The sequence below is a fragment of the Streptomyces stelliscabiei genome, from assembly GCF_014873495.1.
Classification (GTDB): Bacteria; Actinomycetota; Actinomycetes; order Streptomycetales; family Streptomycetaceae; genus Streptomyces; species Streptomyces bottropensis.
On the sequence record NZ_JADBGF010000001.1, the window covers coordinates 3,153,392 to 3,176,638 of the forward strand.

At 69.0% G+C, this 23,247-nt stretch carries 25 protein-coding genes and 1 pseudogene; 11 read left to right on the top strand and 15 right to left on the bottom strand.

Going from position 1 to position 23,247, the window contains the following annotated elements:
- The first annotated feature begins 154 nt into the window (after positions 1–154).
- The 4 genes and pseudogenes from H4687_RS13755 to H4687_RS13770 all read left to right on the top strand — a co-directional run bounded on the left by H4687_RS13755 (position 155) and on the right by H4687_RS13770 (position 3,212).
- Positions 155–700: a hypothetical protein gene (locus H4687_RS13755; protein WP_046915967.1), complete on the top strand. Its 546-nt coding sequence runs from the start codon at positions 155–157 to the stop codon at positions 698–700.
- Between the two features lie 184 nt (positions 701–884).
- Positions 885–1,022, top strand: a pseudogene (locus H4687_RS47490) (winged helix-turn-helix transcriptional regulator); the annotation flags it as partial.
- Between the two features lie 739 nt (positions 1,023–1,761).
- Positions 1,762–2,652: a DUF317 domain-containing protein gene (locus H4687_RS13765; protein WP_225967469.1), complete on the top strand. Its 891-nt coding sequence runs from the start codon at positions 1,762–1,764 to the stop codon at positions 2,650–2,652.
- A 71-nt stretch (positions 2,653–2,723) separates the two neighbouring features.
- Complete coding sequence (locus tag H4687_RS13770) at positions 2,724–3,212, top strand: hypothetical protein (protein WP_046915965.1); 489 nt, start codon at positions 2,724–2,726, stop codon at positions 3,210–3,212.
- Between the two features lie 4 nt (positions 3,213–3,216).
- On the opposite strand, the gene H4687_RS13775 is transcribed toward H4687_RS13770, so the two are convergent.
- Positions 3,217–3,483: a hypothetical protein gene (locus H4687_RS13775; RefSeq protein ID WP_046915978.1), complete on the bottom strand. Its 267-nt coding sequence runs from the start codon at positions 3,481–3,483 to the stop codon at positions 3,217–3,219.
- A gap of 219 nt (positions 3,484–3,702) precedes the next feature.
- Between H4687_RS13775 and H4687_RS13780 the strand changes: the two genes are divergently transcribed.
- From H4687_RS13780 to H4687_RS13800, 5 genes are all read left to right on the top strand, one after another.
- Positions 3,703–4,044 (top strand): DUF317 domain-containing protein, encoded by a 342-nt coding sequence (locus tag H4687_RS13780; protein WP_046915964.1) that lies wholly within the window; start codon positions 3,703–3,705, stop codon positions 4,042–4,044.
- Between the two features lie 96 nt (positions 4,045–4,140).
- Positions 4,141–4,353, top strand: a complete 213-nt coding sequence (locus tag H4687_RS13785) for a hypothetical protein (protein ID WP_046915963.1) — start codon at positions 4,141–4,143, stop codon at positions 4,351–4,353.
- Positions 4,354–4,456: 103 nt separating this feature from the next.
- Positions 4,457–4,774: an esterase gene (locus tag H4687_RS13790; RefSeq protein WP_404819275.1), complete on the top strand. Its 318-nt coding sequence runs from the start codon at positions 4,457–4,459 to the stop codon at positions 4,772–4,774.
- Between the two features lie 359 nt (positions 4,775–5,133).
- Complete coding sequence (locus H4687_RS13795) at positions 5,134–5,367, top strand: hypothetical protein (RefSeq protein ID WP_046915961.1); 234 nt, start codon at positions 5,134–5,136, stop codon at positions 5,365–5,367.
- Positions 5,368–5,383: 16 nt separating this feature from the next.
- The gene (locus H4687_RS13800; RefSeq protein WP_159026166.1) at positions 5,384–6,586 is read left to right on the top strand and encodes a PD-(D/E)XK nuclease family protein; all 1,203 of its coding nucleotides are present in this window, start codon (positions 5,384–5,386) and stop codon (positions 6,584–6,586) included.
- Positions 6,587–6,731: 145 nt separating this feature from the next.
- Here the strand turns inward: H4687_RS13800 and H4687_RS13805 are convergent, their stop codons facing one another.
- The 10 genes from H4687_RS13805 to H4687_RS13850 form a co-directional block, all read right to left on the bottom strand.
- Positions 6,732–7,505, bottom strand: coding sequence for a hypothetical protein (locus tag H4687_RS13805; RefSeq protein WP_046915959.1), 774 nt, complete (start codon positions 7,503–7,505; stop codon positions 6,732–6,734).
- Positions 7,506–7,701: 196 nt separating this feature from the next.
- On the bottom strand, positions 7,702–8,106 hold the full coding sequence (locus tag H4687_RS13810) for a hypothetical protein (RefSeq protein WP_046915958.1): 405 nt from the start codon (positions 8,104–8,106) through the stop codon (positions 7,702–7,704).
- Positions 8,107–8,210: 104 nt separating this feature from the next.
- Positions 8,211–9,980 carry a relaxase/mobilization nuclease domain-containing protein gene (locus H4687_RS13815; protein ID WP_050398452.1) on the bottom strand — a complete coding sequence of 590 codons (1,770 nt, stop codon included), beginning with the start codon at positions 9,978–9,980 and terminating at the stop codon, positions 8,211–8,213.
- The gene (locus H4687_RS48025; RefSeq protein ID WP_233443426.1) at positions 9,980–10,438 is read right to left on the bottom strand and encodes a plasmid mobilization protein; all 459 of its coding nucleotides are present in this window, start codon (positions 10,436–10,438) and stop codon (positions 9,980–9,982) included. The genes H4687_RS13815 and H4687_RS48025 overlap by 1 nt, the downstream gene beginning before the upstream one ends.
- Before the next feature lie 203 nt (positions 10,439–10,641).
- The gene (locus H4687_RS13825; RefSeq protein WP_046918527.1) at positions 10,642–10,866 is read right to left on the bottom strand and encodes a hypothetical protein; all 225 of its coding nucleotides are present in this window, start codon (positions 10,864–10,866) and stop codon (positions 10,642–10,644) included.
- Positions 10,867–10,970: 104 nt separating this feature from the next.
- Positions 10,971–12,038, bottom strand: coding sequence for a DUF2637 domain-containing protein (locus H4687_RS13830; RefSeq protein WP_046918512.1), 1,068 nt, complete (start codon positions 12,036–12,038; stop codon positions 10,971–10,973).
- Entirely contained in the window at positions 12,035–12,601 is a 567-nt protein-coding gene (locus H4687_RS13835) for a WhiB family transcriptional regulator (protein WP_046918513.1), read from the bottom strand. The genes H4687_RS13830 and H4687_RS13835 overlap by 4 nt, the downstream gene beginning before the upstream one ends.
- Before the next feature lie 117 nt (positions 12,602–12,718).
- Positions 12,719–13,426, bottom strand: a complete 708-nt coding sequence (locus H4687_RS13840; RefSeq protein ID WP_046918514.1) for an ATP-binding protein — start codon at positions 13,424–13,426, stop codon at positions 12,719–12,721.
- Positions 13,426–14,445: a hypothetical protein gene (locus H4687_RS13845; protein ID WP_046918515.1), complete on the bottom strand. Its 1,020-nt coding sequence runs from the start codon at positions 14,443–14,445 to the stop codon at positions 13,426–13,428. The genes H4687_RS13840 and H4687_RS13845 overlap by 1 nt, the downstream gene beginning before the upstream one ends.
- Position 14,446: 1 nt before the next feature.
- Complete coding sequence (locus tag H4687_RS13850; RefSeq protein WP_046918516.1) at positions 14,447–14,767, bottom strand: hypothetical protein; 321 nt, start codon at positions 14,765–14,767, stop codon at positions 14,447–14,449.
- 412 nt (positions 14,768–15,179) lie between these two features.
- On the opposite strand from H4687_RS13850, the gene H4687_RS13855 reads away from it, so the two are divergent.
- On the top strand, positions 15,180–16,079 hold the full coding sequence (locus tag H4687_RS13855; protein WP_046918517.1) for a helix-turn-helix transcriptional regulator: 900 nt from the start codon (positions 15,180–15,182) through the stop codon (positions 16,077–16,079).
- A 42-nt stretch (positions 16,080–16,121) separates the two neighbouring features.
- Here the strand turns inward: H4687_RS13855 and H4687_RS13860 are convergent, their stop codons facing one another.
- The 3 genes from H4687_RS13860 to H4687_RS46365 are packed head-to-tail and all read right to left on the bottom strand — an operon-like array spanning position 16,122 to position 18,735.
- Positions 16,122–17,318 carry an amidohydrolase family protein gene (locus tag H4687_RS13860; protein WP_046918518.1) on the bottom strand — a complete coding sequence of 399 codons (1,197 nt, stop codon included), beginning with the start codon at positions 17,316–17,318 and terminating at the stop codon, positions 16,122–16,124.
- Positions 17,319–17,343: 25 nt separating this feature from the next.
- On the bottom strand, positions 17,344–18,459 hold the full coding sequence (locus tag H4687_RS13865) for an MAB_1171c family putative transporter (RefSeq protein WP_046918519.1): 1,116 nt from the start codon (positions 18,457–18,459) through the stop codon (positions 17,344–17,346).
- Between the two features lie 3 nt (positions 18,460–18,462).
- Entirely contained in the window at positions 18,463–18,735 is a 273-nt protein-coding gene (locus H4687_RS46365) for a hypothetical protein (RefSeq protein ID WP_225966680.1), read from the bottom strand.
- Positions 18,736–19,675: 940 nt separating this feature from the next.
- Between H4687_RS46365 and H4687_RS13875 the strand changes: the two genes are divergently transcribed.
- Positions 19,676–20,116: a pyridoxamine 5'-phosphate oxidase family protein gene (locus tag H4687_RS13875; RefSeq protein ID WP_046918520.1), complete on the top strand. Its 441-nt coding sequence runs from the start codon at positions 19,676–19,678 to the stop codon at positions 20,114–20,116.
- 119 nt (positions 20,117–20,235) lie between these two features.
- Here H4687_RS13875 and H4687_RS13880 read toward each other — a convergent pair whose 3' ends face one another.
- Positions 20,236–23,214, bottom strand: coding sequence for an RNaseH domain-containing protein (locus H4687_RS13880; protein ID WP_046918521.1), 2,979 nt, complete (start codon positions 23,212–23,214; stop codon positions 20,236–20,238).
- Positions 23,215–23,247: the final 33 nt, after the last annotated feature.

The following is a 23,247-nucleotide window of genomic DNA, read 5'->3' on the forward strand; positions in this document are numbered from 1 at the left end:
CGAAGCGGCCCGGCGCGCACCTGGTCGCCGAGAAGTTCTGCGTCGAGGCCCCTTGGCGCTGAGCGACGACCGTCCACCCCGCGACCCGCGTTCCCCCGCCGGCCCGACCGCCAAGCCCTCCCGCTCCCGCTGAAATCCTCAGAAGGAAGACCCCATGTCCACCGTGATCTACACCCGCCACCTGGTCGAGCACCGGTACGGCCGCCCATTGGAGGACCTCCAGCGCCACAGCGCGCATGGCGGTTCGGGAGATCCCGTTCTGCCCATCGTGCTGCGGCGGCTCGACGGCCTGGCCACGACGAACGCTCATGCCCGCGCCGCGCGCCGCAATCTCGACGCGGCCTGGCAGCGCTGCCGCTCCGGCGGACTCACCCTCGACGAACTGGTGCTGCGGTACGCGGCCGAAGTCGTGGACCTCGAACGCCGGGAGCAGTCGGAAGCCGAGGCAGTCTGGGACTTGCTGGACGTCCGCCTCCTCCTGGACCAGCCTGCCGCCCGTCGGCCTTCGACCGCCCGGCGAACCGGCCCAGCTCCGGGCGATGAGGACCTCATAGCCGTAGCCCGCCAGGTCGCCGCCCGTCTCCCCCGGCTCAACCGCGAAGCCTTGCGCCAGGGCCTGCGCGCCCGCGGCATCCACGTCAGCAACCGCCGCCTCGGCACGGTGCTCCAGCGTCTCCGCGCCGAACGCGACCTTCACTGATCCGCACCCGTCCGTTCGATTCACCCTTCGTCCTAACGGAGTTACCGCCATGTCCGCCCCCGCACAACCCGCAACCTCCCAGATCGGCTTTGTCGACGCCCGGCGCGTTGAGGAGGCACTGTCCCTGATAGCGCCGAAGTGGACCACCTGGTCGGCACAGACCCTGGCCCAGCAGGGCGGCCCCATGCGTGTGCGTGATGTCGCCGCCCGCCTCCCCTTCGTCAGCGAGCAGTTCGTCGGCAAGCGGCTGGCCCAGATGCACGACGAGGGGCTGGTGACCCGGGCCAGTGATCGCCACGGTGCCCCGTACCAGCTCAGTGAGTTCGGCAACGCCCTGTCTTCGGTACACCGGGCACTGTCCGACTGGTCCCACGCGCACCTGCCGCTCGGCAAGGTGGCCGGTGCCGAGCGCGTCGAGGACGCCGTGCGCCGGCTGCACCTTCGCTACTCGACCGCCGTGATCCAGGTCCTCGACGCGGGCGGGCCCAGGCGGTTCGTCCACATCGCCCAACAGGCAGGACTGGACAACAGCTTCACCCGGCAGCGCCTGATCCGGCTTCAGCTCGACGGCCTAGTCACCCGCACCGGACCGCGCCACGGCGATCCGTACGTCCTGACCGCAGCCGGACGGGGCACTGGGCCCGGTCTACGCAGCCATCGAGCACTGGAGCAACCCCGTCGCCGCACCACGTCCCGCCCCTGTCCGGGTCGCGGCGGCCACCCGCACCCACACGGGCATCCCGCCGGGGTCGGACGGCATCCGTACCTCAGCGGCCCTGCGGCGGAGCACCGCCGCGCCCCGCTCCCTGTTCAGCCACGCCCCGCAGCCACAACCGCGGGTACCGGTGGCCGTGGCCGCTCAGTCGGCCTCCTCCCGGGGCCGGTGATCCGGGTGGCACTGAGAGCCAGCCGCTTCACGCCGTTGCCACGGCGCCCCCGTGCAGTCCAGCCGTTCGTTCCTCTGCGCACGCAGGCGCGTTCCCCTCCTACACCTCGGAGTCTCGACCGTGAACACCCAGCCCTACGACCAGCATCCCTATCAAGAGGTACTGGTCAGCCCCATGTACCTGGCCGGCTCCAACGGGACCGGGGACGCTGGCTTCGCCCCTGTCAGTCACTGGCCGCACCACTATCTCGACGAGGGCCCCTGCCAGCTCCTCGTCACCTCGCCCGACCAGCGAATACGGATCGGCTGGTTCGGCGACGACTTCGAACTGTGGAAGATCACCGCCGCCGAGGACGCCGTCTCCGCACCCCGCTGGACGGCAACCTTCAACCACGTCACCCCGGCCGAGATCGTCGCCGGGCTCACCAGCGCTCTGGCCCGCGACTACGCCGAAGCCGAGGCCACCGAAGGCAACGCGCGCTTCTTGACGAGCCCGTCGTTGTACTGGGCTGGTGCCGTCCGGCCGCTGACCAATGCCGGCTGGACCCGCGACGGGGCGGCCGAGCGCGGCACTGTCGAGATCATCGCCCCCGACGGACAAGCCGGCGTTCTGATCGACAACCGCCTCTCTGACTGGGACGACGAAACCGTCAGGCTGTGGGCCGGTCCTCCGGGTTGGGGCACGCGCGCGGAAGCGGTCTTCACAGCCCGCACCCCGACCCACCTGATCGCGGCGACCGCAGCCGCCATGTCGGACTCAGCCCCGGCGATTCGTGAGCGGCACCAGATCAACCGCAAGGTGGAGCACCTGGTCACACTGGCCCCGGTCGGCCAAGCCGCCGATCCTCAGATCTCTCGTGCTCCGACCCCACTCGACGTGCGCCGCACCGCTGTCGCCCAGGCCGTCCACCGCGCCGCACGCGCCCCGCAGACAGCAGCCGACCTCCGCGTGGTGGCCGCTCGCAGTCGCACCGCGACTTCGACACAGAATCTGTCGGGCAACCTCGCACACGCAGCCGCGGCCAGGCCGCCGGCCAGCCCGTCGGCCCCACGGCACAGCCGCTGACTCCCGCCCCCAGCCCCTCCGAGACGTCGCCTCTGACCGAAGCAGCACCTCCGAATACCGGGAGTTCCGCCATGCCCGACGCCACCGCACTCGACCAGGCCGACGCGATGATCGAGAAAGCCTGGGGCCGCCCCATCGAGGCGCTGGAAACCCTCGCGGTCCGCCGCCCCGTCGAGGATCCGCTCCTGCGCTCGGCGATGCATATCCGTTCGAGCCTCGTCGTCTCGAACAACGCGGTCGCCGTCCACCAGGACCGCCTGCACACCCTCACCCAGCCCGGTCATGTGTCGGCCTTCCACGACCTGGAGCGGATCACCAGCTCGGCGGTGGACCTGCGCGTCGCGCAGGCCGAGAGCCGCATAGCCCTGCAGGCGATCAGCCACGTGATCGAGGCCCGCGAAGCCGCCGTGACCACGGACCGGGCACCGTCGCTCAGCCTGGCCCAGGCCGCTGTCGCCCGCTCCGCGCACGCGCCGCGTGCCCTGGGCCAACCACCGGACCAGCCCGCCCCGTCGGCCGCTGTCCGCCCCACGGTGGCCACGACCGGGCCCGGAAGGTAACCGGTCAGCGGGAGTCTTCGTCGCGATGGGCCACACCGAATCGGGAGTCCATCGCGCGGGCCAGCTCCACCAACGTCAGCTCGACGCGCCGCCCGTCCGCGATCCGACGCTCCACCACGGCTTCCCCGCCACGCTGCCTCCGCGCCTGGATGCCCACGGCCCACTGCCCGTCGGCCACCATCGCTATGTCGCCCACCGTCCACGGCCGCCCAGCGCCACGGATCTTGCGCTCCAGCCCGGCACCGTCCCAGTGTCTGCTCGACTCCGCCATGGCCTGCCCCTTCTGCTCTGTACGGCCCCGCGCCGCAATCCGGTTACGACAACCGGTCGCGCCGATCCATTCCCCGGCCCGCAGGCCTCCTCCCCCCTCGGCGGCCAGTTCGCCCACGGCAGACCCCACCTTCCCCGAAACGACTACGTACTTCGGCACACCGCATGTCAACGTACGGACGTCGGGAAAACCCGCAGGTCAACGAAGGGACGCCCACTCGTGAACGCCTCCAGCACCCTCCTGCCAGCCGTCGTCCGCCCCGCCGTGGAGGAACGCGCCTGGCTCTCCAGCGACCACTGTGCGAGCCCGGTACTCGAACTGCTCGGCGGGCTCGGTTGGGCGATAGTCGACACCCCGGAGGCCAATGTGCACTGCACCAGCCCGGACGGCCGCGTCTACGTCGGCTGGCTGCCCGAGGACACCACCGCCTGGAAGCGCGGCATCGTCTGGCAGGTCCGGGTCCACCCCTCCGACGCCGAGCCCTGGATCGAGGAGTTCGGCCCCGACACCCCCTCCGAAGCCGTGGCCGGGTTCCTCGCAGCGCTCATCGCAAGCCGCTGAACCACCCAGCAGACGGTCTTGCGCGACCAACTCTGCCTTGACGTCCCTGACGCTCTATCACCACACCGCTTCACCCTCGATCCCGGAGGCTCCCCGTTGCCCCAGCACCTGACCGTCGGCCACCTGCTCCGCCAACTTCAGAACCTCGACCCCGACCTGCCGATCCGCCTGGCCGTCAACCCCGACTGGCCCTTCGCCCACTACGTCGGCACCGACGTCGTCGTGGGCGACGGCATGGCGTTCATCGCCGAAAACGGCCAAGAGGGCTACCTCCCGGCATCGGTCCGCAACGCCCTCGCCTGGGCCTGACCCTCCGTACGGACCTGTCCAGGAGGCCCCGATCTCACCGCGACCCCACCCTTCCACCACCCACCCGCTGCACGCCCTCGCCGTGCGGCCCATGCCGCCGGGAGTGCGCGGCGCACTGGTCCAGCGCGTCTCCGCCCTCCCGGAGGGACCGCTCGACATCTCCTGGCTCCCGGCGGGCACCCCTGAACTCCCGCCCGGCCGTATCTGCCTGCACTGGGAGCCCGCCTCGCACGCGGGCTGGGACGTCACCGCCCACCTCGGCCTGGCCACCACCGAGGTCCTCCTCGCCTCCTGGCCCGCCGCCCCCGACGACTGGCCGCGCCTGGTCCGCCCCACCATCCACGAGGTGACCGGCCTGTGCGCCGCCCTCGCGGTCGCCACCGTCGCCCTGGACCTCTCCAACCGCCTCGCCGAAGTCTGACCGCAACCGCAAGGCCGCCCCTCGCCGAACCGGCAGGGGCGGCCTTGCCGTACGCCCGCCCACGCTCATCACCGACGAACGATGAGGACACGATGGCCGACGAGCAGCAGCTCTGGAGGTATCCGGAGGTCGCCGCCCACGTGGGCATCAGCGTCCGGGCCACCCGCAGCCGCAAGAGCCGGGGACACTCTGGCGGAGCCCGACGACATCAGGGTGCAGGACCAGCCCTGGAGGCCCGCCACGTTGCAGGGCTGGCAGCCGGTCGGCCGAGGGTTCCGCAGCGACCTGCACGGCACCGCCTCTCCCGACGGCACCGCATCCGGCTGACCGTCAGTCGTTCCCGCCCGTAGGCTGCGGCCATGACGACCGACTCGCCGATGCCGTCACCGCCGTTCCCCTCGCCCGACAGCGCCGTGCTCCGGCTGATTGTCGGCAACGCCATCGCGTCGGTCCGCAGCGGCGAAGCCTCGGTGGAGGAGGCGATCCTCCACGCAGCCGTCCACGGCTGGTACGAGGGCCATGTCCAGGGCGAGGACGAGTGCCCCGGCTGCGACTTCCGGGGCGAGCTGCCCAGGCACAGCAACCGCGGCTGAGCAGGGAGCCACTCGCATGGGAGACGAACGGCTGAACGAGCAGTGGTGGTCCGCCGTCTGGGCAGACCTGGAAAGGCAGCGTAGGGCTCGTTCTTGGATGCCTGGTCCCTCGACTGTGATGGATGTCCTGCAAACCAGCAGGAAAGAGAGAGCTCACCAACTCTTGATCGGCTGGCTGCTCGACCCCCGCCAGCCGCACGACCTCGGAACCGCCGTCCTCACCGGAATGCTGAGGGTGCTGGGCAAGGCACACCTCGTCGAAGCCGAGGGACTCGCTCGGGTCCGGGTGGACCTGGAGGTCGTCAAACCGGGCTCACGCGCGGACATCGTCATCTCCACCTCAGCGTTCAAGCTCGTAGTCGAGCTGAAGGTGCACGCGGACGAAGGCCGTGAGCAGACGAAACGCCTTGCCGACGACCACGCTCAGCAGCAGGAACTCCTGCTGGTGTTCCTCACGCTCCACGGTGACGACCCGGCGGACGAACGCTTTACACCGATGAGTCTGCGCACCTTCGCTGGCCTGCTCCGGAGCGCTCTTGAACAGGCCCCTGCCCCGCTCACCCCCCATACGCGCCGTGGCAGGGAAACGGCAGGGGATCTTCTGGACACCTTGGAAAGGATGACCGGCATGGCCCCAACAGACCAGGCTGCGGCGCGGATCTGGCTCACCTACGGCGAGCACTTGCCCAGTGCCAAGGCCGCAGCACGCGACGTGCTCAAGCAACTGCCAACGGCTGTCGCGGCGGTGCTGAACCGACTTGACCTGAGTGAGCCCGTGAAGGTTGTCGGCCCGTTTCCCTACCAGGCAGTTGGACACAAGAAGATACGCGGAGACTTCGGCACGTACCCCGAGTTGGCGGTGCTCCTGGTCAAGCCAGGATGGTGTACTGCCGACGGCAGCCCTCGGGCCGGCGTTGGCTACGGGACCCGCGCCGAGCCTGACCCTTTCGACTTCGGTGGAGATCTGCGTCCCTTCCTGGGCATCCGTGCCGAGGATCCAAGGGTTAACGAGTACCTCTCAGCCGCCTGCGACCCGCAAGATCGGCCGTTCTGGGATCAGTGGCCGCGTTGGGAAGAGCTCGACTTGACTCCCCCTGGCGAGGAAGACGATCTCGTTGCGGCGTACTCAGATCGAGCAGCCGCGCGAATCACGGCGCTGTGGGAGCGTAATCACACCCTGATCGACCAGGCTGTGGCTCTCAGTGAAGCCAGCGGCTGACGGAGCAGCTCACCTGCAGTGGCGGACTCTCGCCGGTCAGCAGACCACAAGCACGAGGCGTGGGACACATCCGTCTCGGTCTACCGCATGTCTGCCGAACTCGGTTTCCTCGTGCGCTCCGTGTGGCGTCCCGAGCCTCCGTGCCCTACAAGGCCCGGTGGCTCACGGTGTCGTCGTCCGCCACCTCGTACAGATCAACCCTGAGCAGTTGTCGAACAGCGACCGGAACCCGCTCGGCAGCCTTTACCGACGAGGTCGGCACGATCAGGGCGTAGCGGGTGTTCAGGGACCCGTCCGTCATCCGACGCAGGAGCTGCCCGTACGCGATGTCGACGTCTATGCCCTTCTCCTTCGTGCGCCCCTTGACCTCCCCGATCAAGCGCTCATCACCGCGCAGGGCTTCGATGTCGGTCCACTTGTCGGTGGGAGTGACTGGGGTCCAGCCTTCGGCGATCAGCCAGCACCTGAAGGCATCGATCACGCGGTCTTCGTCGCTGGTCCGCGCCAGGAGGTTCCGCACTGCCTCCAGGTCAGATACTCGGGTCCTGCGCAACCGGCCTCTGCCGTCAGCATTGAGGTCAGCCGGACGGATCACCACGAGTCGAAGGCCGTGCGCGGGAATCTCGGTGTCTCGACGGGCGTCGTACAACGCGCGCTGTTCGCCGCGGTGCACACCGCTGATGGTCAGTATCTCCGGCTTGTCGAAGATCGGCACCGGCTGGTCGTGCTGGAGTTCGCGGTACTCAACTACCAGTTGGTGCCCGGGCCAGTACGAATCGACTGGCAGCTTCACTCGCCGTCCGGTGGCTCCGGGATCTCCAAGCAGCCAATCGAACCGATGCCCCTGTCGGCCGACTTCCCCGAGAACCTCGTCACACATGCCCAGTACGTACGCCTCGTCGCTGTCTTCTCTGCTCATGGCTACGGAGGATGCCACCCGCCAGTGACAGCGAGTCCGGATTCGCCAAGCAGCCCCCTCCGGGGGAAGCGGCTCGCGCTGCCCTCCTCACGGGCGAACGTCAGCACTGCTGAGCTTTCGGAGCCAACATCCATACAGGTCACAGCAGTTGATTTCGGGATTTCGAGAACTGTTGCGACGGATACAGTTCGGCGCGTTAGTCCAGGTAGGTGCCAGCGAAGGCGCCGTCGAAGCCCAGTGCGATCAGGCCCTGCTCGACACTCGGGTACGTCGTCCTATCCGGGATGGCGATCATGGCGTCGAAGTCGGCGCGGCTGATCTCGGGCTCGAGCCACTGGTTGCCGCAGCGGCAACGGACCCAGACATTGCGGCCGTGGTTGATGAGCAGCCAGTCGCGCCGGGCCCGGCAGGCCGAGCACAGCACGGGGATGCCGCGCAGGGACAGCTCCGGTGGGTGGCTGAGGCAGCGCGTCGTGCCAGGTCCGCTGGGCGGCTGTGTCTCGTAATGGAGTTGCAGCAGCGGATCGCTTCCGGCGGGGGCGGTGTACAGGACTGGGGTCGGCTCTGCGTGGTGGTCGGTCGTTCTGAGCACGAGCGTCATCTCCCGGTCGAGGGCCTTCTCTTCATCCGTAACAGCCGGTGGAATCGGTTGTCCAGGGGTTTCTCGCAGTCGGCAGGCCGGTGGCGGGCCTGCCGGACTGCTGGTCAGCGGCGCGGCGGACGGCTGTGCGGGTCCGGTGCGGCGGGCCGAGGCGAGGCCGGGGGCGCGGTCCGGACGCCGTTCCGATTGGAGGAAGGTTTGGCGCGGCCGGTGCCGACTTGGGGGCGTCGAGTGGCTTCGCCCGGGTGGGCGGGGAGCTGGGCGAGGCGGCGCAGTCGCCAGACCAGGACGTCGTTCACGTCCTCGGCCGTGTCGAGTTCGCGCATGGCGATGGCCTCCTGCAGGAGGGCCTTCGGGTCGTGGCCTGCCTGCTCCGCCTGAGCCAGGGTGGCGGCCAAGGCGTCGTTCTGCGTGCTCGTGCCGGGTCGGGTGCGGTTCTCGGGCAGGGCGGCGCGGATGGTGGTCTCGTAGGCGCGGCGCTGGGCTTCGGGCAAGGCTCGGCCCTGGTCGCGCATGGCCTGCATGGGTGCGGCGGCGGCCTGGTGGTAGGCAGCGCGAAGGTGCTCGGCGGCCTGCCTGGAGGCTTCGGCCTGCTGGGCGTGGCCGCGTGCGGAGTGCCAGCGTGCTGCGGCCAGCGCCACCAGGACGAGGGTGGAGACGAGCATGGAGGTGGTTCCGCCGTCTTCTCCTCGGCCGAGCGCGCCGCCGGCCTGGATGATGCCCCGGGCCGCCGAGCGGATCGCCCGGGTGTCGGCGCGTCCGGCTCGGACGTGGCTGCGGGTGGCGCGTTCGAAGGAGCGTGCGGCGGCGCCAAGTTCGGCGCGGGTGGCGGCCGGGGAGGTCTGGGCGACGGCGTCCAGGAGTTCGCCGACTCCGACGAGTTGGGCTGCGGCTTCGTCGTCGTCGCTGTCCAGGAGGACTGTGGCGCGCTCGGCGATCCCGGTCGCGGTGCGTCGCCCCCGTGCGGGAGGCGACCAGTTCGACCGGCCACTGTCTGCTTCCGGCAGCGGGGCCTCGTCGGGGGTTCCGTCGGCGAGGCGGCGCTGGATCTTCGGATAGGAAAGGTCGGGGGCCAGGGTCGAGCCCGCGAACCAGACCGGCTCGCGGTCGCGGTTGCGGTCTCCGGGCAGCGCGACCGTGTAGCCGAGGACGTCCCCGGAGGGGGCGTGCCGGAGCTTGACGCGCAGGCCAGCCTCGCGAAGGCGGGTGAAGAACTCGGCTTCGCTGGCGGCTCCGGCGACGGCCTGGCGGACGGCTTCGCGCAGCGTCTCGCGCGGCGTCTCGGGTCGGCCGGTCCGCTCGGCTTTGAAGCGCTCGGCGCTGGTGGGCGTCTTGGCTCCGGTGCCGTCGCCGGGCTTGAGCCGACGCAGGCCCATCTCCTGTTCGATGCGACGGCATTCGGCCTGGGCCTTCTTGAAGTCGTAGTTCATCCTCGGGCGGCGCAGGTCGCCTCGGACCATGGTGGCGAGGATGTGGATGTGGTCGTCGGCGTGGCGCACCGCGACCCAGCGGCAGCCGTCAGGATCGCCTTCGGGGGCGAGGTTGACGGCGTGGACCAGGCGGCGGGCGACGATGTTCCACTCGTCGTCGGTCAGGGTCCGGTCGCCGGGGTCGGTACGGACCGAGCAGTGCCAGACGTGCTGGGCCGGGGCCTTGTCGCCGGCCTGCTTGACCCGCAGGTCCAGGGCGGCAGCGAGCCGGGCGAGGGTGACCTTGGGGTCGGGGTCGGGGCTGGTGTCGCGACCGGGGTCGGGGGCGAAGCCGTCCCAACTGCCGACGAGGTGGGGGTCGGTGTGCTCGTCGCGCTTGCCGGGGCCGTACAGGTAGACGAGCAGGCCGTGGGTGCGCGAGCCGCGTCGGATCTTGGGGACCATCAGAGGCGCTTCTTCACCAGGGTGTCGGCCGCGTCGTCCACGCGGGTCAGGACGCGGGTCAGGGTCGTCAGGGCGCGGTCGAGTTCGCCGGGGCGGGGCTGCCCTCCGGCGTTGTAGACGAAGGCGATCTGGTTGATGTTGTTGCCGACACGGGAGATGGCGGTGCGCAGGGCGGCCAGCTCGTCGATGGCGGCGTCGAGTTGTTCGTTGGTGTGCACAGTGGTCGAACCGCGGGCGACGGCGAGGCCGGCGGCGGCGAGGAAACGGGCAACGGTGACGGCGCGCTGCTTGGCGGCGGCAGTGATCTCGGTCTTCTCGGTGTCGGACAGGCGGGTGGTCGTCTTGTGGGTGCGCTGGCTCGGGTTGCGGGTGCGTCGGCGCGGCTTGCGGTCGGGGAACGCAGGTTGGCTCGGGCTCTGCTGCGCGCGCGGGGCGCGGTCGTCTGCTTCTCCTCCCACGACCGGCGCCCCCTGGTGCCGGGAGTCCGGCTGGTCCCCGTGCGCCCTCGCTCGGGGACCAGCCGGACTCCCCCCGCCCCTCTGGGCGGGGGCAAGTGCGTACGACGGGCCGTAGGACCGTCGTACGCGACAACTTGCTCCGCCTGGAGCCGAGTTGGGGTCACGCTGCGGTCCGGACGTGGTGGCCGCCGGGTCATTGGCGGTCACCGTCCCGTCTCCGCGTCCTGCTGGCGGATGTCGCGGACGATGTCCTCGATCCAGTCCATGGCCAGGACCGGGTGGTGCAGGGTCCAGGGGCGGCTGTGTCGGCATCGTTGCACGGTCCAGGTGTTGTCGGGACCGGATTCGGCGCGGTGGAGGTGGCCACGCTTGTGCAGGACGGTCAGCCAGGTGTCCACCTCGGCAGGTGTGGCGGGGGTCGTGCGCATGGCGGTGCTCTCCGGTTCGCGGGAGGAGGTCGTGGGGTGGGGTGTCCGGGGCGGGTGACCGGCCGAGATGTCCGGCTCGGTCACCACCCCCAGGGGGTGTGCGGTCAGTTCCGGGGGGTGGTCACCGACTGTCCGTGCTGCTGGCGGAGCTGGACCATCAGGGCGGTCAGCGTGTCGCTGGACAGCGGGATCTGCTGACCGCGGATCGCCTGGGCGACCACCTTGCGGGTCAGTTTGTCCTCGGCCCTGACCGCTGACCGGGCGATCTCCAGCAGCTCCTCGGTGTCCGGGTCAGGTCGCCGGCCACCGGTTGCCCGGGGAGTGCCGTCAGTGACCGGTGGCGGAGTGACCGGCCGGTCAGTCGCCGACGGGAGGTTGTCCGGGTGGCCGTTGACCGGCTCGGTGACGGTCTGTCGGTCACTGACCGCCGGGGTGGTGTCCGGCTGTCCGCCCAGGTCAGCAGCCTTGGGCTCCCTGTCACGCTGGCTGCTGACCGGGCTGCCGCTGTCCGCCGGGGCGCTGCCCCCGGCCAGTGTCCGGGCACCCGGGGTCCGCTTGTCCAGGGACGGGCGGGGCCGGTCAGCCAGGGCGGTGGTCGACTGTCCGGCGCTGACCTGACCGGGCGGCGGCTGCTGGGGGCCGACCCGGTCAGCCCGAGTGACCGGGAGACGCTCGGACTGACCGGGGTGACCGGCCTGACCGAGGCCATCGCGGTCACTTCGGTCACTGGCCTTGACCGGCCCCCGGGCGATGAGGATGTACAGGTGCACCGCTCCGGCCAGGGCCAGCGGGGCGATGGTGGACAGCACCGCGACCACCGTGTCTCCGAGCCGCAGCCCGGTGACCGAGATGTTCTCTTCGTTGAGCCTGACTGCGTGCAACGCGTTGGCCCAGATGCTGGCGGCGGTGGCCGTGCCGAAGAGCGTCCAGACGTAGAGCCGGGCGCGCAGCGGTGCGTCGCGCAGCACCAGCAGAGCGCGGATGCCGTACGCGATGAACCCGTCGATCACCAGGGGGAAGAGGTAGGTCAGCAGCCCCCGGACGTGGATGGCGACGGCCATCTGCTGCAGGGCGTCGTACGACAGGGCGCATCCCGCACCACCGAGGGCGATGACGACCGCGCGGTCCCACCCGGTGACATGCGCCGTGCTCGGCGCGCTCGCGATGGTCACGCCGCCGTCCCGAAGTCGTCGCGGCCCAGCTGCTTGCCGTCGGTCTCAGGGGGTGGGGTGTTCTGCGTGGTCTGCTCCAGGTCTCGGTTGCGCAGGGCTCGGCGGGTTTCGCGGTAGAGCTTCTGGGCGTGCTCTTCGCTGATCTTCAGGAGCCAGGCCAGGCGCTGTTCGGTGAGGCCGTGGCGGTAGGCGGCACGGACGACCGCTCGGCGCTCGGCCTTGGTGAGGTGGACGTCGCGCCCGGCGACGGTGGCGTTGACCCGGCTGTAGTCGAGGCGGCTGGCGATGTTCTCGTGCAGCGGCTCGCGCTCCTCCTCGGTCATACCACCCCGTATGCCGTGGGTGTCGCCGCCTTCCAGGGCGGCGTCCAGGCAGGTGCGTCGGACCGGGCACTGGCCGCACAGCGACTTCGCCGCAGCGATCTTGGCGGTCTCGTCGGGCTCGGGGAAGAACATGTCGGGGTCCACCGGGTTGTACTCGGTGCTTTGGCAGACGGCCTGGTCCTGCCAGGTGTGGTCACCGAGCGACCGGTGGCGGGCAGGGCTGATCGTCGTGGTGGTCATGCGGGTTGCTCCGATCGCTCTCCGCGCGCAGGGGCGTTAGCGGAGGGGCGCGCTGGGTCGGGAGGTGCATGGGGCGGCGCGCTGGAGGCGCGGCCCGGCGGTACGGCCGGCGGTGGGTCAGGCGGCGGGACGGTGGCGTCTGCGGTCGACCGGCTCGAACTCGACCCGGGTGGTCATCTGCGCGAGTCGGGAGGTGACGCGGTCGCCGAGGTAGGCCCGGAGGTCCTTGATCGCCAGGTTGGTGGTGATCAGCGTCGGGAGCATGTGGTTGTACCGGCGGTTGATCAGCCGGTACGTCACTTCCTCGACCCACTCGGACGCCTTGGCCGCGCCGAGGTCGTCGATGATCAGCAGCGGGCACCGGCTGACGTCCGCCAGCTCCCGCTCGCTGTCCACCCCGGGGCGAGGGCGCAGGTCGGCGTACAGGTCGGCGGCCGTGGTCGCTCGCCACCGCACACCCACCCCGGTCTGCACCAGCTGTCGGACCGCCCCGTACGCCTGGTGGGTCTTGCCCGCGCCGACCACCCCGGCCATCAGCAGACTCGGGCCGGTGGTGACCTGCCGCCGGGCTCCTGGGCTGGGCGCGACGGCTTGCTGGGCGACGTCCCAGACCCAGTCCAGGACCTGCGGATGGTCGGCGACCGCACCCTGGTAGCGCGGGGGCATCGCGGCCAGCAAGGCATCCAGCGGCGAGAAGGAATCGGGCTCGTCGACCAGAGCGGCGACGGCTGCCGGGTCGATGTTGCGGGCGGCCAGGATCCGGGCCATCCGGTCCAGGGTGCCTGCGCCGCCGAGGGTCTGCGGGTCGCGGGTACGGGTACGCATCACAGCTCCTCGGCGTAGGCGGCGGCAGCGTCGACCGGGTTGGTCCACGCCTGGTGAGCGGGCACGTTAGGCCGGATTCCCGGCCGCGCCAAACCGGCCGCTCGTGCGTTCATGGCGTCGTTGACCAGGCTCGGCAGGCGGCTGGGGTGGCCCTGGATCTCCGCGAAGCGCTTCAGTCCGGCGCGGACGTGCTCCGGGGCGATCCCCTCGCCGAGGAGCTTCTTGGCGATGCGGCCGAGGTGTCCGATCACGTCGCTGGGCGGACGCTCGTCGCACGCGGCGACGTACTCGCCGATCAGGTCGTTGACCGAGACGGTGGTGGCGGGCGCTGTGCGCCCCGTAGGGAATGAAGATCCAGGATCCAAGATCCTTGATCCAGGCGCCGAGCCCTCTCCGACGCTTCGGGGAGGCTTCGGGGAGCCCTCGGCGAATGCCTCCCGACCTGCGGCTTTCTCGTCACTGCGATCAGGGGTGCCGTCGAGGCCGACCAAGGGGTCCTGCCGGGCGGCCGGGGTCCCGCTCCGGGGTATGGGAGGCGTCGGAGCGGACTGCGCGGGCAGATCGAGGGTTCGGGGAGCGTTCGGCGAAGTCTCGGCGAGTCCTCGGGTAGGGGTGGGCCACGCTTCGGGGTGCCGAGTGCAGGTCCCCTTGCAAGGACCGCACCGGGCCCCCGCGTGGTGCTGCGGGCAGGAGGGCAGTCGGGACTGGCTGGGCTTGTCGATCTTCTGGTGCTCGGACCACGTCACGACATGGAGGTAGCGGCGACCGTCGCAGCCGGTGTACCTGCAGAGCAGGCCGGCGTCGGCAAGCTGCTGGAGGTCGTCCTCGACGTGGACCGACGTGTGCTCGGCCCGCAGGGGCCAGAGCAGCCCCGCGATGATCGCGGCGTTGTCGCGATGTCGGCCGTGGTCGTCCGCCTGGGTGAGGAGGCCGAAGAACGTCCGCTCCGCCTCGACGCTCACCTCGGCGAGCGACTCGGAGAAGAACGCCTCCGGCTTGATGGTCCGGATCCGTGCCATGTCAGCGGCCCCGACCGACGAGATCGCTGCGGGTGAGGGTCGCGGTGGTGAGGTCGAGGGTGTGAGGGCGGGTCCAGTTCGCGTCCGGCCAGACCCGCATGATCCAGCGTGCCGCGACCCTGGCGGTCGTCCGGCTCAGCTCGACCGTTGCCCCGCCCGCGTCCTTGGCGACGGTGTGCGGGTGAGGCCACTTCTGCGCGGGGGCGGTGAGGCTGACGCGGATGGTGGCCGCCCCGGGGATCATGTCGGCGAGCTGGGCCGCGAGGCGGTGCTGGCGGGCCGTGTCCGGGCATGCCAGGGTGTCGCTCGGCGTGGCGAGCATGCGATACTCCGTTGTTCGTAGGAGCGCGGTGTGGCGGTTCTCGTGCAAAAGCCCCGCTGCCCGCGAGATGTGAATCGGCGCCCCTCGGGGTGCCCGCACGGCGTCCAGGAGTTGGTAGCTCCCGGGCGCCGGTGCAGTTTTCCGGGGTTACCCGGCCTGGTCGATGCCCGTCTCGTATACGTGCCTCCTTCTTGCCGTCGCTCCCCAGGCTGGCTGCCCGGCGAGCGACGACGAACATATGCGCAGGTCGCGCCAAGATCCAGCCCTATCCGGAGGCGTCACAGAGAGGCCGAAGGCGAAGATCGAGTAGGGGTGCGGCGCACCCCGTCTTTCGCTAAGCTGAAGCTATTCCGACTCAACGAAAAAGTCAACGCTCCGATGTTCTTTCGGTTTGACGAAAAACGAGGGTGAGATGTCTGCTCGTCACTTCGACCGACACCGCGTGCGCACGGTGCGGCGAGCTGCCGAGATCTCGCAGGCCGAGGTGGCTGCGGCCCTAGGAGTGGCCGACTCCACGGTCGCTGGCTGGGAATCCGGGGACGCGACCCCCGATGCGGAGAAGTTGCCTGCTCTGGCCCGCGTCTTCAACCGAGGACTGGACGACCTGTTTCCGCGTACCGGACTGCCCGATCTGACGGACCTGCGGTGCGATGCCGGCTACTACCAGTACGAGACGGCAGCGCTGATCGGCACCAAGAGCGCCGGGCCGGTGGCGGGAGCCGAACGCGGCGAGCGGCGACTCAAGGACAAGTACGTTCCGGACCTGGCGGCGGCATACCGGGTGAGCGAGGAAGAGCTCCGGCGGGCAGAGGCCCGTTCAATCGCCAAGGCTCAGGAGACCCGAGGAGGCCAATCCGCCGAGGATGCGGGGATCGTCCCGGCCTCTGCGGGGGCGCCCGGCACGCTGAGCGAGAAGATCACTTTGATCCTGGAGCGCTCGTACCCCGGGCAGCAGGGGCCGCCGACGGACTCGGAGATCGCCGACGCCGTCAATTCTCATGCCGGGTCGAAGGTCATCACCTGGGAGGGTGTCCGGGATCTCCGGATCGGCGGCGCGGAAACGGCTTCGCCCGTCGTTCTTGAGGGCTTGGCCGCCTTCTTCGGCGTGTCCCCGATGTACTTTCAGCCGGACGACGCCGTGGCCCGTCAGGTCTACGAGGGCCTCCGGCTCCTGTCAGCGTCGAGGAGCGGGGCCGTGGGCCGGGTCAGAGGTCGGGGGACGGGCACCCAGGGTTTGCCGGCGAACGTCATGGAATTCGTCAACGACCTGGTCACGGAGCTGGAGCAGAGAGAACCGGAGGCGAACGAGTAGCGCCCTGTCCGGGACTCCGAAGAGCCCCGGACGTGCTGTCACCTACGGCTGTGCGGTCGTCTCGCGCGGCTCGTGCCGCTGCCCTGCGGCCACCACCGTCCGGACCGCCTTCAACGCGGTGAGATCCTCAAGGGGATCTCCGTCGACCACCAGCAGGTCCGCCCGGAACCCGTGAGCGATTCGCCCCGTCGTATCGCCCAGCCCCAGCGCGCCAGCTGCGTCGGCGGTCGCCATATCGAGGATCTTGCTGTTCGGCAGACCCAGGTGCGCGTAGAACGCCAGGGCAGGCACCAGTCCGTCGAACCCTGCGCGCTGGACTCCGGCGTCGGTTCCGGCGATGAGCTTGGCGCCGGCCTCGGCCATCTGCCGTACGAGGTCGAACATGGCAGCCGCGCGCTCCTCGCCGAAGAAGCGGGGGAGCATCTGCCAGTGAGGACTGACGGCCGGGCAGACTGCGATGTCCCGGTCGATGATCTGCTTCAGGACGTCCTGACGCAGGTCGAAGCCGTCGTTCGTCATCCACGTGCAGTGCTCGATCGTGTCGACACCTGCTTCCACGGCCGCGGCAATGCCGTCCGTACCGTGAGCGTGGGCTGCCACCGGCACGCCGGCCTGATGGGCCTCGTCCACCAAGGCCTGAAGTTCCTCCGGGGTGAACTGGCTCTGCCAGCTCTTCGGCCCGTCCTTGGTCAGACCGCCCCCTGTAACCATTGCCTTGACCACTCCGGCACCCGCCGTGACGTTGCGCCGTACGAGGTCGCGGACCTCGGCGACGCCGGAGACCTCGCCCCCGAGGAAGTGGCAGTGCCCGCCGGGTGGGGTCGCGGGCGTACCCGCCGAGACGACCCGCGGGCCCGGAGCAATGCCGCGGGCGATCTCCTCGTCCAGGCGGAGGGCGAGGCCGTTGCGATCGCCGAGGTCCCGGGCCGTCGTCACTCCACTGTGCAGGAGCTGCTCCGCACGGCGCCGCATGTCTGTCAGCAGGGTCTCGTCGCTGGATTCGTGGAGCGTGGCCACGGGGTCCGCGCCTCCGTCGAAGGCGAGGTGGACATGCGCGTCGATGAGACCGGGCACGACCGTTCCCTTGGGGAACGCGAGGCGCGCGACGTCCTGACCTGCCTGCTCAGCGACCTGCGCGCGCGGTCCCACCGCCGTGATCGAATCACCCTCGATGAGAATGGCGCCGTCGTCCAGGTACGTCCCGGAGTCGACGAGGACTCGGCCTGCGGTGATGAGCATCTGGTCTCTCCTTGATCTTCGTTGGTCAGGCGGACAGGCGCAGTGCGTCGGACACGGCGATCAGCTGGCGGACGTCTGCTTCCCGGTTGGCCTCCTTGGGCACCGCCAGCGGTACCGCCGGACGAGGCACAAGGGCTCCCTTTCCGATCGTGTCCACAGCGCGCCGAAGGCGGTCCGCCAGCACGGCTGGGGGCAGATCGAGCACTTCGGTGTCCTCCGGCGCGTTGGCCAGGTGCGGGCTGACATCGACCAGTCCGTCACGGCACTCCACTATCCGTCGGTGGTAGCGGCGGTGCACACCGCGCGCCCGCCACCGGTCCCACAGCCCGGACGAAGCGGGCCGCAGCACGTTCTCGGGATATGCCTCGGCGAGCAGCTGCCACAGCGGAGCCAGCCGACGGTGGTCACGACGGCGCCGCATCCAGAGCCGCGCCGACGTCACCCTCGAGCGGGCCCCCGGATAGGTGACGCCCACGAAGAAGAGCAGGATGGACACCACGAGCAGGAACGCGACACCTGCCATGAGCGGCTGTGGCACGGTCCCGCCGCTCCACCGGATGGCGACGAAGACCGCTCGGACAGCGCAGGCCACCGCCATCGTGCTGAGGCCGACTGCGGCCATCCACAGACCCGTGGCGTGCGGTCGCCGTGACATGCGGGCATAGCGTCGGGTCCAGCGGCCGGCGGCGCCGAGGGCGTACATGAGGTACAGGCCGGCGCCGCCGTAGAAGAAGGCGATCTGCGGAATCGTCATGTCCGCCGTGCTGAAGGAGCCGGCGAACACGTTGTGCGGGACCGACAGCGCGGCGACCGTGATCGCCACTGCCACGGCTGCCACGAGGAGGGCTTCCCGCCTGGCGCGGAGCCGACCGGCCTGCCCGTCAGCCGAGTACAGGTAGAAGCACATCAGGAAGTAGACCGTCAGCAGAAGCAGCACGTTCTGCACCAGCTTCGCGGTGCCGTGCCCGGCCACGGTGTCGACGCCCGAGGCACCGCCAGGCATGGCCAGGGGATACGACAGCGCCGCGCTCAGCAAGCACAACGTGACGGAACGAAGCGGCGCGTCATGAGGCGCTCGCGACCACTGGTACAGCTTCCAGACGACAGCAACCGCGAGGGCCAGGAGGATCACTTCGGTCACGGGTCACAGCCACCCTCGCCGATCGCCCAACGCCGCCTGAACCCGTCGAACCGAGGGATCCTCGGAGAGCGGGGTGACGTGATCAAGCACCGACGACCACTCCAGGATGATCGTGGCCGCGAGCTCGACAGCGCACTCTTCCCCGTCGTCGTACGAACACCGGCGGGCCACGCGCCGGATCAGGGCGGGGTCAAGCACCGGGATCATCGTGGCCCAGCCTTCGACGAAGTCGTCCGGAGCTTCCTGGCCCTCCTCGACCGGCTCATCCTCGGCCACGATGATGTGGAACGCCTCGTGCAGGATGATGTGGTCCTGATGCAGGGGGGTGCTGGTAGAGGACCACGTCCATTTGCGGCATGTCGACCCACAGACCCGATGGGCCGGGCTTCTCCAGCGGGAAGGGTCGCAGGACAATCGGGCGCCCACGCCTCTCGCCGAGCGCCCGGCACAACTCCTTCACATCCAGCGGCGGCTGTATGCCGAGACTCTGAAGCTCTCGCCGTAGTCGGCGGTGCAGGTCTCGCTCCACCGTTCGCTTCGGAGCGATACGCCACCGTCCCAACCGCCTGCGGCTCACTCCGTCCTCCGCAGGAGCCTTGGGCTGAGCTGTGTCGCGGTCACTTCTTCCAGGCCACATCGGTGATCCCTCCGTACCAGCCGTTGATGACTCCGAGACGGAGCCGGGCGACGGCCGCGCCGTTTCGACCATGTCCAGTCCCCGCTGCACCACGCAGCCGAGGTGCTCCGGGGAGCGAGAGCAGTACGTCGGCCCTTGCCGCGAACGCCCCGATCCTTGGACCACACGAGTGCGCGCCCAAGACTCACCTGATGCCGAACGTCGCTAGCGTGAACAGTCGATGACACATCGCAAAGCGTCCGCAGCAGGCTTTGGGAACAGCATCGGAGACTACGCGAAGCCCACACCAAGACCTGACTGAAAAGCACCCCTCAACTGCGACCCAACAAATCGCACCAAAATAACGCACGTGACTGTAGATCATGCTTTTGAACTGGCAGTTCTCAGGGATGACACGCTCACGCCAAGTACACCGGGAGGCCTCAGGTTCGTTACCAATCCGAGATATTTTTACTGCTTACAAATCGGCCATTTAGTAATGGAAGGCAGTGAAATCCCCAGTCCACGCAGCAGACGACGAGATGTGGCCATGGCCACTTTCGGCCAGTCGGGACGTAATTCGCGATTACGCTTCCAGCCATGCGCACCGAGATGCAGAGTCAGGAAAATGGCTACGTGGAGTTCTGGAGCGAGTACCATCTGTGCACCCTGACGACGCTCCGGCCTGATGGCCGCCCCCACGTCGTGCCGGTTGGAGTCACCGTGGACGTCGACGCCGGTATCGCTCGGGTTATCACCCGCAAATCAAGCAGGAAAGTCGCCAACGTTCAGGCAGCGCTCCCCGGCAAGGCACGCGTCGCCGTCTGCCAAGTGGACGGAGGACGCTGGGCAACGCTGGAGGGCACGGCCGAAGTCCGCACGCACCCAGCCGCAGTAGAGGATGCTGTGGCGCGCTACGGGAAGCGGTACGGGCGGACGCCTTCTCCGGATCCGGAGCGCGTGGTCATCGAGATCACGATCGACCGGGCCATGGGGCAGGTGAGCTCCTCCCAACCGGGGAACTCCAGAGCTGCCGCCTAGTTCTGCCGCATGCTGCAACCCATCTCCTCACCTGCAGGTCGGAGTCCCTTCACGACCATGCACGAGCGCGCCCGTGCCCCGATGCGGGACACGGGCTGCCGTGTGTCAATGCCTGGCGTCTACGCGTCGATGCCGTTGGCTGCGTTCAGGATCTCGACGCTCTCGGGGTCCTTCGGCGCCGAGCGTCGGTACTGGGGGTGGCCGAGGTCCATCTGGAGCGCCGCGTGGAGCGGAGCGGGGTATCGGGTCCGGTCTGACCAGGAGATGGCCTGGTGGCTGAGCCGGGCCGCGGCGACGGCCAGGATTTCCCGGTCGTAGCCTTTCCGCGTGTACATGGGGGTGATCTCGCGCGTGGTCATGCTGTACCACGGCGAGTTCAGCTCGTTGTCCCTGCGCTCATCGGCGTTCTTCGACGCCTTGCCCGGGTCGGCACGCCAGCGGGTCTTCCACTGTCCGTGGCGCTTCTTGCCGTAGTTGCGGGGCACGGTGAACAGGAACCAGGGGTGGCCTTCGGGCCGGTCTTCCGGGTAATACAGGTCGCTTGAGGTCTTGAGGGTGACGGTCTTGCCGTTCTTCTGTTTCTCGGTGACGGAGACCAGTCGCGGCATCTCTGCCTGCATGCAGTTCATCCGAAGGATGCTGACGGGGTTCCAGGAAAGAGGAAGCCCGGTTCCGGGAAGCCACAGGCGAGGGTCGTCGGTGTCCTTGCTGAGGCCCTGCTTCTTGTTCTGGAGGCCAGGCCATACGCGGCGGCATGCGTGGCCGTCGATCATCAGGGCATACGGGAGTCCGTCGAGTTCGTCGTGAAGGTTTTTGAGAGCCTCTTGGACGTCTTCGCCAGCCTGTGCCCAGCGCTGGAAATCGCTGTCCCCGTCCTCCGTGTGAAGGGGGTAGTTGGCGGCGTGGAAGTTGCTCTGCGCCAAGGCGTACTGCTCCCACTCCGGGTGGATGTTGCTCCAGCCGAGCATGCGCCAGGGGCCGCCGGGTTCCCGGGAGGGGATGATCGCGCTGGCGCAGATGATCCTCTTTGGCTCTCCCTTGAACCTGCGATCGGTGGCCTGCTTGCGGATGTGGATACCGACGAACGCCATGCGGGGCAGCGGGTAGGGGTCGTCGTCAGGGTAAAGGGCTCGCTCGAAGCGGTCGTCCACGACTCCGCACGACCGGTAGAGATCCAGCAGGCCCATGTAGACGCGGTGGTCCTCAAAGGCCTTCTTGGGCCTCTTGACGATGCTGAAGGTCTTGGTGAAGGGGTCGTACACGCGGCCGACGAGGAACTGGGACGGCACCGTGACCTTGGCCAGTTCGCGCACGACCTGGTGCTTGGCGTCGCTTTCCTCAAGGGCCTTCTTCACGTCGGCGGGCTTCATTCCCTCGTGCTCTTCGCCTCGCACGGGGATCTCAGTCTCGCACCAGGCGGCGAGAAGAACGCCGGGCTCCGCGAACCGGCTGGTGATCTTTTCTGTGTCCGAGGCCCGCTGGGTAGCGGGACCGTGTGCCAGAAGCTCCTCGGCGTTGCAGAAGACGGCCTCGATGCCAGGCGCGAGGGGGACGGATTCACCCTCGATGGGGTCGAGTTCGTCCGGGTCGAGGCCGTAGGGGTGGGCCAGGCCGTGGATCATCCGCATCCGGGTCTCGTCCCGGTACCACAAGCACAGGATGCGCAGGGTCTTGTACCCGGCCGTCTCGATTGAGCGACGGATGCCCTCGGGCGAGGGCTTGCCGACGAGATCGACGTACTCGCCGCTCTCCTTCTTCCGCGTCTTGTCCCTGCCCTCGGCGGAGGTGGCCGGCTCATGGGCTCGCTTGCCGAAGATGTTCCCCTTCGACTTCAGCTCAAGGGCGGACACCTTGTCACCAAGAGCACGACCGATGTGCTCCTGGAGCAGCGCCAGGTGGTGGGTGCCTGCGCCGGTGCCGACGGCGAAGGAGTCCGTCTTCGGCATCGTGGGCCGGATCGTTCCGGGCGGTGGCGTCAGGATGTCGATCCTTTTGCCGTTCTCGTCCCTGGCGTTGAGCAGGCTTCGCTCGTGGGTGACGCGTTCCTCGATGGCGTTGAGCGAGGTCCTGTCGGCGTCCATCTTCGCCAGGATCTCCAACGCGTGCCTGTTCGTCTGACGCAGGCCACGTCCGTCCAACGACAGGGAGAGCAGCGGCCGGTCCTTCCCCTGGTCCACCAGGACGGTGCTGGAGTGGATCACGGTGTTGTTGACACGGCGGATGTGCGCGTTCAGGTTCAGGACGGGGTTGGGTTCGGCCGTGTAGGTGGCCATCTTGACCGACAGGCGGGAGAGCGCGTACTGGACCTGTGCCCGGGTGGGGTTCTCAGGCCGGGCCTTGACCGCATCACCGAGGTCCACCGGGTGGGCAAGACCGGCGAAGACCGGACCGATGGGGTTGTCCCAGGCGATCAGGTCACCGTTGCTGACAGGTCGGTAGTCCAACGATGCGACGTTCCCTGAGGGCTGCCAGTCGACGGTCCTGTGCTTGGTCTCACCGTTCTTCCCCTCGTACTCCTCAAGGACCGGCTCCATCTCCCGGTCCTGGAACGACACGGAAGCCAGCTTCTTGGCGATGTGCCACCTCACCGCCTCGTAGGCCCAGCTGTCGGGGCTGGCGGGCTTGCCGTCGTCCTTGGGCAGGATGTTGTCGGCGAGACTCAGGCGTTGGGGAGTGGTCTCCGCGATGCGCTTGGCCAGGTCGGGGACTTCCCTCAAAGGGATCTCGTCCACAGGAACCTTGCGGACGACTCCTTCCAGGTAGGCGAAGACATCCCTGAGGATCTCGGGCTTCACGGGGTTGAGCGTCACCATGAACGCCAGGTTCTTGTCCAGGTAGACGTAGCCGTCAGTGATCTGCTGGAGAACGGTGACGGCGATGGAGTACGGAACGAGAAACGGGTCGGATTCCTGTTCGTTCTTGATCCATTTGCTGTTCTGCGCGGCTGTACCCCTCAGCTCCCTCCATGCCTTGCGTGTAGGCGAGTGGTAGTCCCCGAAGTCCCAGACCATGGCAGTCATGCCGTCCAGGAGTTCCCTGGTGCACCTGATCGAGGTGGTGCGCGCGGTGAGATCCCGCTGGTTGTTGCTTCGCCCCATTGGGCGTTACCTCGTCTTTCTGGTCTTTCTCCC

What these genes read in the sequence shown, in the direction of transcription:
- H4687_RS13755 (WP_046915967.1), top strand. Translation starts at nt 155, where the DNA reads ATGTCCACCGTGATCTACACCCGCCACCTGGTCGAGCACCGGTACGGC.
- H4687_RS13765 (WP_225967469.1), top strand. Translation starts at nt 1,762, where the DNA reads ATGTACCTGGCCGGCTCCAACGGGACCGGGGACGCTGGCTTCGCCCCT.
- H4687_RS13855 (WP_046918517.1), top strand. Translation starts at nt 15,180, where the DNA reads ATGTCTGCTCGTCACTTCGACCGACACCGCGTGCGCACGGTGCGGCGA.
- H4687_RS13825 (WP_046918527.1), bottom strand. Translation starts at nt 10,866, where the DNA reads ATGCGCACGACCCCCGCCACACCTGCCGAGGTGGACACCTGGCTGACC.
- H4687_RS13880 (WP_046918521.1), bottom strand. Translation starts at nt 23,214, where the DNA reads ATGGGGCGAAGCAACAACCAGCGGGATCTCACCGCGCGCACCACCTCG.
- H4687_RS13850 (WP_046918516.1), bottom strand. Translation starts at nt 14,767, where the DNA reads ATGCTCGCCACGCCGAGCGACACCCTGGCATGCCCGGACACGGCCCGC.
- H4687_RS13815 (WP_050398452.1), bottom strand. Translation starts at nt 9,980, where the DNA reads ATGGTCCCCAAGATCCGACGCGGCTCGCGCACCCACGGCCTGCTCGTC.
- H4687_RS13795 (WP_046915961.1), top strand. Translation starts at nt 5,134, where the DNA reads ATGACGACCGACTCGCCGATGCCGTCACCGCCGTTCCCCTCGCCCGAC.
- H4687_RS13840 (WP_046918514.1), bottom strand. Translation starts at nt 13,426, where the DNA reads ATGCGTACCCGTACCCGCGACCCGCAGACCCTCGGCGGCGCAGGCACC.
- H4687_RS13835 (WP_046918513.1), bottom strand. Translation starts at nt 12,601, where the DNA reads ATGACCACCACGACGATCAGCCCTGCCCGCCACCGGTCGCTCGGTGAC.
- H4687_RS13800 (WP_159026166.1), top strand. Translation starts at nt 5,384, where the DNA reads ATGGGAGACGAACGGCTGAACGAGCAGTGGTGGTCCGCCGTCTGGGCA.
- H4687_RS13875 (WP_046918520.1), top strand. Translation starts at nt 19,676, where the DNA reads ATGCGCACCGAGATGCAGAGTCAGGAAAATGGCTACGTGGAGTTCTGG.
- H4687_RS13770 (WP_046915965.1), top strand. Translation starts at nt 2,724, where the DNA reads ATGCCCGACGCCACCGCACTCGACCAGGCCGACGCGATGATCGAGAAA.
- H4687_RS13845 (WP_046918515.1), bottom strand. Translation starts at nt 14,445, where the DNA reads ATGGCACGGATCCGGACCATCAAGCCGGAGGCGTTCTTCTCCGAGTCG.
- H4687_RS13810 (WP_046915958.1), bottom strand. Translation starts at nt 8,106, where the DNA reads ATGACGCTCGTGCTCAGAACGACCGACCACCACGCAGAGCCGACCCCA.
- H4687_RS13860 (WP_046918518.1), bottom strand. Translation starts at nt 17,318, where the DNA reads ATGCTCATCACCGCAGGCCGAGTCCTCGTCGACTCCGGGACGTACCTG.
- H4687_RS13805 (WP_046915959.1), bottom strand. Translation starts at nt 7,505, where the DNA reads ATGAGCAGAGAAGACAGCGACGAGGCGTACGTACTGGGCATGTGTGAC.
- H4687_RS13775 (WP_046915978.1), bottom strand. Translation starts at nt 3,483, where the DNA reads ATGGCGGAGTCGAGCAGACACTGGGACGGTGCCGGGCTGGAGCGCAAG.